Source organism: Anaerotruncus sp. DFI.9.16 (assembly GCF_024461615.1).
Lineage (GTDB): Bacteria > Bacillota > Clostridia > Oscillospirales > Ruminococcaceae > Anaerotruncus > Anaerotruncus massiliensis.
This window is the reverse complement of record NZ_JANFZX010000069.1, coordinates 1-12,522: the sequence shown is the minus strand read 5'-3', so window position 1 is coordinate 12,522 and position 12,522 is coordinate 1. Positions and strand designations below refer to the sequence as shown.

General features: G+C 66.3%; 10 protein-coding genes. 2 read left to right on the top strand and 8 right to left on the bottom strand.

Annotation, left to right across the window (positions count from 1 at the left end; genetic code table 11):
* Nucleotides 1-63: 63 nt before the first annotated feature.
* A complete protein-coding gene (locus tag NE609_RS15475; RefSeq protein WP_256153026.1) occupies nucleotides 64-378 on the bottom strand; it encodes a hypothetical protein in 315 nt (104 codons plus the stop codon).
* A 168-nt stretch (nucleotides 379-546) separates the two neighbouring features.
* On the opposite strand from NE609_RS15475, the gene NE609_RS15470 reads away from it, so the two are divergent.
* Entirely contained in the window at nucleotides 547-879 is a 333-nt protein-coding gene (locus tag NE609_RS15470; RefSeq protein WP_121587054.1) for a helix-turn-helix domain-containing protein, read from the top strand.
* Nucleotides 880-957: 78 nt separating this feature from the next.
* On the opposite strand, the gene NE609_RS15465 is transcribed toward NE609_RS15470, so the two are convergent.
* The 5 genes from NE609_RS15465 to NE609_RS15445 all read right to left on the bottom strand — a co-directional run bounded on the left by NE609_RS15465 (nucleotide 958) and on the right by NE609_RS15445 (nucleotide 9,058).
* Nucleotides 958-1,518 carry a serine acetyltransferase gene (locus NE609_RS15465; RefSeq protein WP_207654172.1) on the bottom strand — a complete coding sequence of 187 codons (561 nt, stop codon included), beginning with the start codon at nucleotides 1,516-1,518 and terminating at the stop codon, nucleotides 958-960.
* A 57-nt stretch (nucleotides 1,519-1,575) separates the two neighbouring features.
* Entirely contained in the window at nucleotides 1,576-2,628 is a 1,053-nt protein-coding gene (locus NE609_RS15460; protein ID WP_256153025.1) for a class B sortase, read from the bottom strand.
* A gap of 184 nt (nucleotides 2,629-2,812) precedes the next feature.
* Entirely contained in the window at nucleotides 2,813-6,691 is a 3,879-nt protein-coding gene (locus tag NE609_RS15455; RefSeq protein WP_256153024.1) for a nicotinamide-nucleotide amidohydrolase family protein, read from the bottom strand.
* 33 nt (nucleotides 6,692-6,724) lie between these two features.
* Nucleotides 6,725-7,894, bottom strand: a complete 1,170-nt coding sequence (thiI, locus tag NE609_RS15450) for a tRNA uracil 4-sulfurtransferase ThiI (protein WP_256153023.1) — start codon at nucleotides 7,892-7,894, stop codon at nucleotides 6,725-6,727.
* A 21-nt stretch (nucleotides 7,895-7,915) separates the two neighbouring features.
* On the bottom strand, nucleotides 7,916-9,058 hold the full coding sequence (locus NE609_RS15445; RefSeq protein ID WP_256153022.1) for a cysteine desulfurase family protein: 1,143 nt from the start codon (nucleotides 9,056-9,058) through the stop codon (nucleotides 7,916-7,918).
* Between the two features lie 177 nt (nucleotides 9,059-9,235).
* Between NE609_RS15445 and ypeB the strand changes: the two genes are divergently transcribed.
* Complete coding sequence (gene ypeB / locus NE609_RS15440; RefSeq protein ID WP_256153021.1) at nucleotides 9,236-10,603, top strand: germination protein YpeB; 1,368 nt, start codon at nucleotides 9,236-9,238, stop codon at nucleotides 10,601-10,603.
* A 395-nt stretch (nucleotides 10,604-10,998) separates the two neighbouring features.
* On the opposite strand, the gene NE609_RS17885 is transcribed toward ypeB, so the two are convergent.
* Both NE609_RS17885 and NE609_RS15430 read right to left on the bottom strand, forming a co-directional pair.
* The gene (locus NE609_RS17885; RefSeq protein WP_256153020.1) at nucleotides 10,999-11,910 is read right to left on the bottom strand and encodes a type II CAAX endopeptidase family protein; all 912 of its coding nucleotides are present in this window, start codon (nucleotides 11,908-11,910) and stop codon (nucleotides 10,999-11,001) included.
* A 4-nt stretch (nucleotides 11,911-11,914) separates the two neighbouring features.
* Entirely contained in the window at nucleotides 11,915-12,391 is a 477-nt protein-coding gene (locus tag NE609_RS15430) for a peptidylprolyl isomerase (protein ID WP_370867176.1), read from the bottom strand.
* Nucleotides 12,392-12,522 lie beyond the last annotated feature (131 nt).

Sequence of the window (12,522 nt, the reverse complement as noted above, 5' to 3'; positions counted from 1 at the left end):
CCCCCCCCCCCCCCCCCCCCCCCCCCCCCCCCCCCCCCCCCCCCCCCCCCCGTTTTGGTCGGTTTATCCCTCCAGCAGGCGCCCGTCCCGCCAGAGGTAGCGGTCGGCGTAGACGCCCTCCCCGGCGCGCACACACAGGAGGACCGCCAGTCCCTCCCCGGACGGGGTGACGCTCACGGCGATCAGCTCCGCCCGCCCCCTGCGTTCCTCCGTGCGGGCGAGCGCGCGCCTCACCGGCTCGGGGATCTCGTCCGGAAGAGGCGCGGACGGGGCGGGCGGAAGCGGGACTGCGGGTTCGGAGGCCGCGGCGCCGCACCCGGCGGCGAAGAGCATCGCCGCCAGGAACAGGCCCGCCGCGATCCGACCGGATCTCCCCATATCCCCCACCTCAACAATCACGCAAAGTATAATCGTATTATAACGCATCATAATTATAAATACAAGTACTTTAGGATTTATAATGAGTGTTCTTTGCCGCGCTTTTCATTATCCTTTTATTATAGGCGCGTCCGGGCACGGGGCGCGCAGGGAGGGAAGCGGAAACAAATGTATGTGGATTACAGCCTGCTCGGCAGGCGGATCGCCTATCTGCGCCGCCGCAAGGGCCTGACGCAGGAACAGCTCGCGGAGCGCGCGGACGTCACCAACAACTACATCTCGCACATCGAGAACTGCCGTTCGATCCCCAGCCTCGAAACGGTCGTCAAGCTGTGCGGCGCGCTGGGCGTGACGCCCGACGAGCTTCTGCTCGGCACGAGCACGCACGAGCAGAACTACCTGAACAGCGACATCCTGCGCAAGCTGGAGGGCTGCACCCCCGCCGAACGCCGCCTGGTAGACGGCTTCATCGACCTGCTGGTCGACCAGCGGGAGGCCTGACCCGGGGCCGTCCGCCGCGGCGGCGCGCGCGTGTAACATGAAAAAGGCCCGCGCAGAGCGCGGGCCTTTTTTCATTCGTCAGCGGTCGACGTGCAGCTTTCCGTCCCGGAAGTAGTAGTCCACCCCGTCGAGCGTCGTGGTATAGGTGTTGTCGAGCGCCTCCTTGCGCAGGATGCGGGTCGGGGCGCAGACCGCGACCGAATTCGCGGGCATGTCCTCGTAGACCACCGCGTTGGCGCCGATCCGGCAGTTGTCCCCGACGGTGATCCCCCCGACGATCTTGGCGCCCGCGCCGATATAGACGTTGTCGCCGATCGTGGGCGCGCCGGGGCACTTGCTGCCGGGCAGGGTGTTGGAGCCGATCGTCACCTGCTGGAAGATGACCACGTCCCGCCCGAGCTTCGCGCCGTTGGAAATGAAAATCCCCTGCACGCCGTGCGGGAAGCAGGGCGTCCCGCCAAATTCGCTGTCGAGCCCCACAAAGCTGCCCCGCCGCAGGAAATAGTTCCCGTAGGTGAGCTTCATCAGCTTGCCGGGGCGCTTTTGCAGGCGCGCCTTGAGCCCCCAGATCGACTTGTAGCGCAGCATCGCATACGCCTCGAGAAAGGGGCGCAGGATGGAAAAAATCAGGTCCTTCAAAGGGATGTCCTCCTTTAAAAAACGGCCCTCAGACGAGGGCCGTTTTGCCGGTGTCCGCTAGGAGATCTTCTTGGCCATGACGACGAACCGCTGGTTGTCGCCCGCGCCGAGCACCCGCGTGCAGGTGGAGAGGGTGATGATCTTGTCGTTCGGGCCGACCGTGACGTCGAAGTCGTGGATGCTCTTGGCCTTGGCGGTCGAGATGATCTGGTTGACGACCGCGCCGTCCGCGTAGTTGTAGCCGAAGCTCAGGTCGGTGTAGAAGACGGTGAACACCTGGTAGAGGTGGTCGCCGCCGAGCGTGGCGACGCGGATGTAGGGATTCGCCTTGGCGAATTCGGCGTTGTCGTAGGCGGCGAGCTGGGCGAACATCACGTCGCCCGGATTGCCGATGCGCACCGGCCGCCAGCAGTTGGTCCAGTTGTGCCCGTAGAGCACGCAGTTGCGCGAGGTGATCTCGCCGTTCGCGTCAAATTTGGTGTCGCCGTCCGCCCAGATGACGCCGTTGCGGCTCGCCTCTTTATAGTAGCCGCGGCTGGTGTAGAAATTGGTGTTCGCGTTGTAGACGAGCGGGTAGCTGATGTTGGTGTTCGCAATGGTGATCCAGCCGAACACGTCGGGGTTGACCGCCTTCCACCCGGCGATGTCCCCGGCGGCGGGAGGCGTAAAGGTCGCGCCCTCCTCCTTCTCGTAGGTTTCGGCGCGGGATTTGAGCAGGCGGGAGAGCTGCACCGCCGTCACCGGCTCATAACGGGTCGCGCCGGCGAGCGCGTCCACCTCCGGCTGGCTGCTTTCCGCCGGTTCCGCAGGCGCGGATACAGGCTCCGCCTCGGAGACGGGCTGCTGCGGCTGCGAGGCCTGCTCCTCCTGCGCGGAGGAGCTCGGGGAGACGGGCTCCCTGCGGGTGAGGTCCATGCCGGAGACCGCCGAGACGAGCCCCCAGCCTCCGGCCGCCACCGCCAGCACGATCACCGCGAGGGACGCGCGGCTGCGCAGCACGCGGGGGATGCTCCGGTTGTTGGTGTACCAGTCAAGGAAGTCGCACACGGCCGACTTAACGCCCACGCAGAAATAGTAGACCCCGCGCAGGAACTTTTTGAGCAGATTCATAGAAAACCCTCTTTATCCTCTTTATCATTCTCCCGGCGGCCCCGCCGCCCCAAACAGTCCAGTTACAATTTCAAATTATAGCACATTCCAGTCGGATTGTGGAGAGGAAATTTTATAAAACTCCCGGATGCCGCCGAAAAAGCGGGCCGCCGCTCGGCGGCCCGCCCCCGCCGGGGGCTCCGGCCTATTTGACCTTGGTGCCGGGGTAGTAGTGCTTCAGGATGTCGAGGTAGTCCCAGCCCTCCTCGGCGGCGTAGAGGTTGGCGCCCGTCTGGCTCATGCCGACCCCGTGACCGTAGCCGTAGGTCGTGAAGGTGAACTCGTCGCGGCGGGAGGAATAATCGATCTCGAAGGCGGCGGAGCGCAGGCCGAGCACATTTTCCCGCAGGACCCTGCCGGTCACCGTCTTCCTGCCCACCCGCACCGACTTGACGTACATGCCGCCCTCGGTGTAATCCTCGATGTCGAACCAGTCGTCCGGGTCGTCGCTGAAGTCGTAGAGGTCGATCTTGAGGGCGCTCTTCACCTTTTTGGCGACGGCGTCCGCGCTCAGCTTGACGCTGACCTCATAGTTCCTGGCCATCTCGTCGATCTCACTGTCGACCGACACGAGGTAGGGGTAGCTGCCGCCCCACACGTCCTCCGAGGCGATGGTCACGCCCGCCGAGGTCGCGTAGAAGGGGGTGAAGGCGAGCTTGTTCTTGTAGTAGACCGCCTCGCCCGCGACCTCCTCGACCGCGTCGTACACCTCGTCGCTCGGCGTCTTGGTGCCGAGGTAGGGGGTGATGCCGCTCTTGTTCTGCTGCTTGATGAAGGTGTAGGCGGCGACCGCCTGCGCCTTGATCGCCTCCTCCTCGAAGCCCGCGCCCATCTCGTTCATGACGACCCGCGCGACGATGTCCGTCGCGCGCCCGGTCGTCTTTTTGCCTCCCGTCACGATCGTGAGCTTGTCGTTGGCGGAGCTGCGCACCGTCGCGGCCGCGACCTGCGTCTCCCCTTCGCCGCCCTCGTCGCCGCCGCCCGTCTCCTCGACCGGCTGGCTGCTCTCGGGGGTGGGCTCGGGTTCCGGCTCCGGCTCCGGCTTCGGCTCGCTGGGCGGCGGCGCCTCGGAGGAGGCCGCCGTCTCGCTCGAGGCGGGCGGGGGCGGGGGCGTTTCACTGCTCGCCGGGGGCGGCGCGGCCTCGCTCGACGCGGGCGGCGTCACCGTGCTCGTCGTGCTGCTGCTCGACGAGGCGGACTCCTTCTCCTTGTCGCGCGCGATGCTCTCCGCCTCGTCGGCGTACTGCTCCGCCTTTTCAAATTCCTTCTTGGCCGAATTGGCCGCCGCCAGCGCGTCCTGGTACGCCTGCTTGGTCACGCCGGACGGATGCTTCTCGTAGATCTCCCGCGCGAGGTCGGACGCGTCGAGCGCGTCGTAATAGGCCTGCTTCGCGCGGTCCATCGCCTGCGCCGCCTTGTCCGCCGCGCCGCGCGCCTCGGAGGCGCCCGCCGAGCCGCGCCCGGCCCTGTCGAGGTAGTTCTGCGCCTCATCGCGCGCCTCGCGCGCCTTTTTCAGCGCGTACTGCGCGTCGTCGGCGTAGCCGAGCGCCCGATCGTCGAACTCCGTCTGCGCGGCGCTCTGCGAGGAGGACGGGGACGCCGCGGCGGAGGAACCGCCCGCCGCGCCCGACGCGCCGGCGCTGGCCGCCGCGGAAGCGCCCGGCAGCTCGGGCACGAGTCCCGCCGCCGACTCGGTCTTGGCGTTCTTGACCGCCTCGGCGGTCGCCTGACCGCCCGCGAAGCCCGCGGGCAGTCTGACGTTCTGGTTGACGCTGTAGGTGATGTCGCTGCCGTCCGCCTTCTCCCCGTCGCGCACCCGGCGCCCGACCACGACGGTGCGCACATGCGCGTCGTCCGAGACGGGCCCGAACTCGTAGGAGCAGGTGGAGAGCATGAGGAACTTGTCGCCGAACTGGACGTCGACGTTGGAATTGTAGTAGGAGCGGCTGGTGATCTCGTCGACGAAGGTGTTGAAGGTGGCCTGGTCGCCGAGGTCCAGGTAGGTGTTGTAGTAGAAGATCGGGCCGTAGGCCTCCTTGGCGTTGGTGATGAAGACGGCCATGATCTTATAGTCGTTGTCCCGGTAGACGTCGTCGAACGAGATGACCGGGTGCTCCCGCAGGTACTCGATGCCCGCCGTGGGGTTGGCGAAATCCTTGGTGCCGCTCGCGCCCTTGTACTTCATCAGCTCGCCGAACATCTGCCCGTCGGTCATGTTGTGGCCGTAGATGATGTAGTTGTCGCTCTGCGGCTCCATCGAGTCGTTCGCCTCGAGCCAGGGGATGCCGTATTTGTTGTCCTTGCGGTAGAAGTCGCGGCGCAGGTAGTAGCTGTTGTCGATATAGTGCACCACCGGGTAGTTGACCTGGGTGCCGTCGATCGAAAGCCAGCCCGCCACGTCCTCGTTGATCTGGTAGAGGTTGGCGAACTTCTTCTGGTATCCGGCGGGATAGCCGTCGGGCACCTCAATATTGCCGTCGTCCTCGATGCCGAGCGCGGCGCTGTACGCCTTGGCGATCTCCTCGTTCTGGCTGCGGTTTTTGGCCGAGCCGCCGTAGAAGCTGACGAGGTAGGCCGCCGAGCCGATGAAGACGCAGACCGCCACGATGAGGATGAGCTTGCGCACCACGTCGGCGGGGGCGTCCCCTCTGGCCGGGAAGACCGCCGCAAGAAAGCCGCGTTTCTTCTTCTGCGCGCCGGGGCCCTCCCCCTTCGCGCCGGCCGCGGCCGGCGCGGGCAGCCTGCCCGCCGCCGCGTCCTTCAGCGGCGCCCCGCCCGGGAGCCTTCCCGGCAGGGCGGTTATGTACAGCCGCACGAGGTCGAGCGCGGCCAGGCAGGCGGCGTAGCGGATCGCCTCGGGCGGGGTGTCCTTGGGGAGCGAAAGGCTCCTCGTCCAGACCTCCTTCGCGTCGCAGAGGGCGATGTGGACGGTGCCCGTCCGCTTCGCGTCCTCGCCGCGTCCGCCGGCGTTTCCGGTGACCGCGAGCCCGAGGGCGGATTTTCCCTTCTCCATCGCGCCCTGCGCCATGGCGGCGGCCGCCTGCGGGCTTACGGGGCCGTATTTCTTGAGGAGCTTGGCGGACACGCCGAGGGAATCCTGCTTGATGCGGTCGGAGTAGGCGGAGACGCCGTAGGCGACCGTCCCCGCGCCGCCGGGCGCGGCGGAGAGCAGCTCCCCGAGCGACCCGCCGGTGCACGCCTCACCAAGGCTGACGGTGAGCTTCGCCCCGGCCAGCAGTCCGGCCGCGACCTGCGGGAGGGGCCCGCAGTCGACGCCGAAGACCGCCTCCCCGAGGCGCTTTTCGATCTCCTTCACGACGGGCGCGCAGATGGCCGAGGCCTGCGCCTTGTCGGCGGCGCGCGCCGTGACGCGCACCTGGAATTCGCCCCGCCGGGGATAGACGGCGACGGCCGGGTTCTGCGAGCGCAGGATGGGGCCGAGCTTTTCGCGCATCTCCTTTTCATCGGGGCCGTAGACGCCCACCGTGCGGGTCACGACGGCGGCGTCGGAAAACTTCGCCAGATAGGGCATGACGCTGTGCTGGAACATCGGGACGAACTCCCGCGGGTCCTCGGGCACCATCAGCAGAAACTGGTTGCCCGCCGACAGCGCGCAGCCGGGGGTGACCCCGCGCACGCCGGGGAAGACCACCGACTGCTCGGGCATCATCGCGAGTCTGGCGACCTGCTGGGGCATCTGCCGCCCGGCGCGCTCATAGGCCTCCTTCATCCGCTTGAGGCTCGGCTCGTGCATGACGAGGCGGCGGGAGAGCCCCTCGCAGACGGTCTCCTTGGCAATGCCGTCCGGCCCGGGGCCGAGCCCGCCCATCAGGATGACCACGTCGCTGCGCCCGAGCGCGCGCGCGATCGCCGCGCGCAGGCTCTGCACGCTGGTCCCCACGGCGGCGGAAGCCCCCACCTCGATCCCGCAGGTCCCGAGTTCCTTTTCGAGTAACCGGGTGTTTGCCGCCAGCGCGCCGTCCTCGGCAAGGGCGGCGCCGACGCCGATAATCTCAGCGATCAAGCAAAACCCTCCTTCTTCTTGGTGTGCGGCGTTTTAGCCGATCGTTTCCATCCGCGTGTTTTCCGTCGCACACGCGAGCATCGCCTCCGCGTCCAGGCGGCTCTCCGCCTCCAGAACGTAGCCGAGGCGGGGTTTTGTCTTGGGATGCCGGGGGGTGAAGACGGTGCAGCAGTCCTCGTAGGGCAAGATCGAGGTCTCGAACGTGTCGATCTTGTTGGCGATCCGCACGATCTCGTCCTTGTCCATGCCGATCACCGGGCGCAGCACCGGCAGGTCGCTCGCCACATCGGTGCAGGCGAGCGCGTCGAGCGTCTGGCTGGCCACCTGCGCGAGGCTCTCCCCCGTGATGAGCGCGCCGCAGCCGTTTTCATGCGCGATCCGCGCGGCGATCTTCATCATCATCCGCCGCATCACGACGGTGAAGATGTCCTCGGGGCAGTTGTCCCGGATGGCCTCCTGGATCTCGGTGAAGGGCACGACCGCCAGCCGCACCCGCCCGCACCAGGCGGACATCTTTTTGCAGAGGGTGCGCACCTTTTCGAGCGCGAATTCGCTCGTGTAGGGCGGGCTCACGAAGTGCACCGCCATGACCTCCAGCCCGCGCTTGGCCATCATCCAGCCCGCCACCGGGCTGTCGATGCCGCCGGAAATGAGCAGCATCGCCCGCCCGCTCGTGCCGACCGGGAGTCCTCCCGCGCCGTGGAGCTGGTCGGTGTGCAGGTAGGCCGCCACCTCGCGGATCTCCACGTAGACGGTCACGTCGGGGTGGTGCACGTCCACCGTGAGGCGGGGGTACGCCTCGAGCAGCGCGGCCCCCATCTCCATGCAGATTTCGGGCGACTTCATCGGGAAGGTCTTGTCCGACCGCTTGGCCTCCACCTTGAAGGTCCGCGCTCCCTCGAGCGCGTCCCGCAGGTATCCGGGGGCCGCCGCGCGGATCTTTTCAAAGTCCTTTTCGACGATCGCCGCGCGGGTGAGCGCCGCCACGCCGAAGACCCGCGAAAGCCGGTCGACCGCCTCGTCGATGTCAATCTCCTCGTTTTCCGGCTCGACGTAGATCGTCGACTGGGCGCTGCGGATTTTAAAATTCCCGAGCGTCTCCAGCCTGCGCCGGCAGTTTTTCATGAGCACTTCCTCAAAGGTGCGGCGGTTGAGGCCCTTGAGCGCCAGCTCGCCGCATTTGAGCAGTATCAGTTCCTTCATTCGTTTCCCTGTCCCATCCTGTTATTTGTGCGCCACCCTGGCGATTCCTTCGCGGAGGGCCGAAACCAGCATGTCCAGCTCCTCCTCGCTTGTCCCGTAGATGAAGCTCGCGCGCAGCGCGCCGTCCACCACCGGGGCGGGCAGCCCCATCGACAAAAGCACGGGGCTCGTCGCCCCCTTCGAGCAGGCCGACCCGCTCGAAACAAAGACTCCCCGGCTCTCGAGGAAGTGGAGCATCGTCTCCGAGCGGTAGCCGGGCACGGAAAAATTCACAATGTAGGGAGAGCCGTCCGCCGGGGAGATCAGCCGCACCCCGCTCATTTCCGAAAGCTGTTTCCGCAGGCGGTCCCGCAGGGCTTCGGCGCGCGCGAAATTCTGCTGCACCTTCCCGTTAAGCGCGTCACACGCCGCGCCGAACCCGGCGATGGCCGGGAGGTTCTCGGTGCCCGAGCGCAGCCCCCGCTCCTGCCCGCCGCCGCAGATCTGCGGCAGGACACGCACGCCGCGGCGAATATAAAGGGCCCCGGACCCCTTGGGTCCGCAGATTTTATGCCCGCTCACGCTCATCAGGTCGATCTCCATGCGGGAGACGCGCAGCGGCAGCTTGCCAAACGCCTGCACCCCGTCGCAGTGGATGAGCGTCTCGGGGTTTTTGCGGCGGATGCGCTTCGCGGCCTCCGCCACCGGGAAGACCGCGCCCGTCTCGTTGTTGACGAGCATCATGCTGACGAGCGCCGTGCGTTCGTCGACCGCGTCGGCGAACGCCTCGGCGTCGAGCTTCCCATCCGGGCCGGGCTTCACGCACGCGACCTCCCAGCCCTCCGACTCGAGCCGCCGCATTGCCTCCGAGACGGAGGAGTGCTCCGCCGCCGTCGTGACGAGCTTTTTCCCGCGCCGCGCGCGCGCCGCCGCGCCGCCGAAGACCGCGAGGTTGTTGGCCTCGCTGCCCCCCGAGGTGAAGGTCACGCACTCGGCCTGACACCCCAGCAACGCCGCGACCGCCTCCCGCGCCGCGGCCATCTCCCGCGCCGCGGCTGCCCCCATCGCGTGCAGGGAGGAGGGATTCCCAAAGCAGTCCCGCATCATCCGCGCCGCCGCTTCCACCGCCGCCGGACAGGCGCGCGTGGTCGCCGCGTTATCCAGATATGCCGTTTTTTCTTCCATCAATCCCCTGCTCCCATCTCTGCCAAGGCGTATACCGCCCTATTATCCGTTTTAGTATAGCGCAATCCCGCTTTTTTTTCAACGAATGTCCACCAAAATTCTCATATTTTCAATATTTGTTCACAAAATAACAGGGTGTATATCCGAATTTCAACAATTTTTCCGGGAGGTACCTTCATGAACGTCGCCCTCTCCAAACGAGCCCTCATCCGCATCATTAGCTTTTTGGCCGCCGTCCTGCTGGTGGCCGCCGGCATCGCCGTGCAGCAGCACGCCGCCGCGCGCGACTACCGCCTCCAGCTCGAGAACACCTATGCCCGCGCGCTCGGCGAGCTGTCGAGCTATCTCGCCAACATCTCCGCCGACCTGGAAAAGGGCCAGTATGTCGGCACCCCCACGCAGCTTTCCCAGATGTCCGCGCGCATCTGGCGGGAGAGCGGCGGCGCGAAATCCGCCCTCTCCTCCCTGCCGGTGAGCGACCTGCACATGGACAACACCTATAAGTTCCTGTCGCAGGTGGGCGATTACGCGATGGCGCTCTCCAAAAAGGTGGCGGCCGGCGCGCAGCTCTCCGAGGAGGACCGGCAGAACGCGGAGGCGCTGCGCGAATACGCCGCCAAGCTCAACGACTATGTCGGCGGGGTCGAGCGGCAGGTGCGGGACGGCCGCATCGACGTGACCGCCCTGCGCACCGCGCGACATGACGGCGGCGACGACACCGAGGGCACCCGGCCCGCGGGCGTATCCGCCGGGTTCGAGGACGTGGAGCAGACGATGACCGGATATCCCACCCTCATCTATGACGGGCCCTTCTCCGACCACCTGCTCACCCGGCGGCCCCGCCTCACCTATGGGCGCCCGACCGTCACCCCCGACGCGGCGCAGCAGGCCGCGGCTTCGGCCGCCCGCCTCAACCCCGGGGACCTCGCCCGCGCGGACGACGAAAATTCCAACATGCCATCCTACACCTTCAAGGCGGAAAACCTGAGCATCGGCGTGACCAAGGCGGGCGGGCTCGTCACCTACCTGATCAACGGCCGCGAAATCGGCGAGGAACGCCTGCGCAACGACGCGATCTTCCGTTTCGCGGAGGACTACCTCGTCTCGCTCGGCTATGAGGACATGCGCGCCACCTACTATGAGAAGGCGGACGGCGTCTGCACGATCAACTACGCCGCGACGAGCGGCAACGTCATCCTCTACACCGACCTCATCAAGGTCGGCGTCGCGCTCGACGACGGCAGCATCGTCTTTTACGATGCGCGCGGCTATATCAACAACCACCGCGACCGCACCCTGGGCGAGCCCGCCATCACCGCCGAGGAGGCCCTCCAGTCGGTGAGTCCCTCGCTGACCGTGCTCTCCGAGCGGCTTGCGCTCATCCCCACCAGCGGACAGAACGAGGTGCTCACCTATGAGTTCCAGGCCAAAGCGGGCGAAGGCGAGGGCGCGCAGAAGGTGCTCGTCTATGTCAACGCCTCCACCGGCGCCGAGGAACAGATTCTGCTGCTTCTGGAGACGTCCGAGGGAACGATGACGAAATAACCCGGGGGAACTTTCGAAAAAGTTCCCCACCCCTTCAACGCTTTTGGTTCAGGCGCGCCCCCGGCGCACCCACGCCCGCCGTTCGTGGAACTTCGTCCCCAAACCAAACGTTTTGCCAGCTTTTCCAAAAGCTGCGGGACCGCGGGGCAGCGCCCCGCACCGCGCCCGCAGGCGCGGAACGCTCCGATCCTCCGGGCGCATTTTCTTTGCTTCTTTCTTTTGCAAGAGAAAAGAAAGAAGCCTCCCGCGCGGCGGGCGGAAAACCGTGCGGCGGGACCGCACGCGCGCGCTTCGCGCGCGGACGCGCCGGAGGCGCGTCGTTTTCCGCCAAGCCCGCGGGAGCGCCGCGCCCCGCCAAAAAGCCCCGGACGGAATGATTCCGTCCGGGGCTTTTTCTAGTGCATCTGGGCCGGCACCAAGGCCATCAGAAAGCAGAGTGCCAAAAAGACGTCCACCGGCCACGACCGCAAGAGCCTGCGGAAGCCGAACGGCTTCGACTCGGGGCATTTCGGCGGGAACACGGGCCGGCGCTTGAGGTAGCGCACCACCAGATAGCCGACGCACACGAGGCCAAAGATTACAAAAAATCCGTTTGCGGCGGCCACCGCCACCTCGCTCGGCAGCTCGACCGCCGTGTTGATGAGCATGGCAAAGGTGTTATAGAACATGTGGATCATCACGGTGGGCAGGACGGAGCCGGCCCGCTGGGCGATGACCGCAAGGAGGATGCCCATAAAGAAGGTGCCGACTCCCTGCGTCAGGTTGCCGTGCGTGAAGGCAAAGAGCATCGCGGAGGCGAAGATGGCGAACCGCGGGCCATACCGCGTGAAGGTGCGCAGCAGCAGTCCCCGGAAGAGAAGCTCCTCCAGCATCGGGGCCAGAACGGAAACCGCCAGCAGCATGAGCACGCAGCCGGGCAGGTCGAAGGGCAGGGTGAGCTCGGGCGACCAGAGCTCGATGCCGGCCGCCGAAAGCAGAGCCTCGATGGCCACGGCCAGGTAGCCGCTCGCGAAGCTGGCGCCGACCATCATGAGAAAGCCGGGGCCCACCCACTTTTCGAGGTGGTGCTCCCCCGTGAAGAGGCTCTTCAGCGGGATGCCGACCATGCGCGAAAGAAGCAGGATGGGCGGCAGGTCCCCCACCACGGTGGAGACCACCAGCGTGACCGGCATGAAGAGCTCCTGCGGGAGGGAGGCGAAAAGCATCAGAAGGGCGATCAGCACGCCCGCCACCAGCTGCATGCCGAGCAGGAGAAGCAGGGAAAGCCCGCACCACAGGTAATCGCGGCGGGCGGCCTGGATTTCCACCCGCTTAGTCCTCGGTATAGGTGACCTTTGCCATCCGCTGGACCTTCTTGGGCCGGTCGGAATAGTCGGTCGGGACAGCGGCGATCTCATCCACGACGTCCATGCCCTCGATCACCTTGCCGAACGCGGCGTACTGCCCGTCGAGGTGGGGCGCGTCGGCGTGCATGATGAAGAACTGGGAGCCCGCCGAATTCGGGTTGCCCGAACGCGCCATCGAAAGGACGCCGCGGGTGTGCTTGAGGTCGTTCTTTACGCCGTTGGCGGCGAATTCGCCCTTGATCGTATGGCCGGGACCGCCCATGCCGGTGCCCTGCGGGCAGCCGCCCTGGATCATGAAGCCGGGGATGACGCGGTGGAAGATGAGCCCGTCATAAAAGCCGTCCTTGACAAGGTTCACGAAGTTCTCCACCGTGGCGGGCGCCACGTCGGGGTAGAGCTCGATTTTGATCTCCTTGCCGTTTTCCATCTGAATCGTAACCATAATGACCTCCATCAAAGCCGGGGCTGGCCCGGATATTCTTACTATCCTGTTCAGTTTACTACATCCGCGCACCGCACGCAAGCCCCTTCCTCCGCGCGGAAAGAAAGAGGACCGGCGGACGCGTCGCGTCC

Bases quoted from the DNA above. Each gene is read 5' to 3' on its own strand.
- NE609_RS15475 (WP_256153026.1), bottom strand. From the start codon at position 378: ATGGGGAGATCCGGTCGGATCGCGGCGGGCCTGTTCCTGGCGGCGATG.
- NE609_RS15470 (WP_121587054.1), top strand. From the start codon at position 547: ATGTATGTGGATTACAGCCTGCTCGGCAGGCGGATCGCCTATCTGCGC.
- NE609_RS15460 (WP_256153025.1), bottom strand. From the start codon at position 2,628: ATGAATCTGCTCAAAAAGTTCCTGCGCGGGGTCTACTATTTCTGCGTG.
- thiI (WP_256153023.1), bottom strand. From the start codon at position 7,894: ATGAAGGAACTGATACTGCTCAAATGCGGCGAGCTGGCGCTCAAGGGC.
- NE609_RS15445 (WP_256153022.1), bottom strand. From the start codon at position 9,058: ATGGAAGAAAAAACGGCATATCTGGATAACGCGGCGACCACGCGCGCC.
- ypeB (WP_256153021.1), top strand. From the start codon at position 9,236: ATGAACGTCGCCCTCTCCAAACGAGCCCTCATCCGCATCATTAGCTTT.
- NE609_RS15430 (WP_370867176.1), bottom strand. From the start codon at position 12,391: ATGGTTACGATTCAGATGGAAAACGGCAAGGAGATCAAAATCGAGCTC.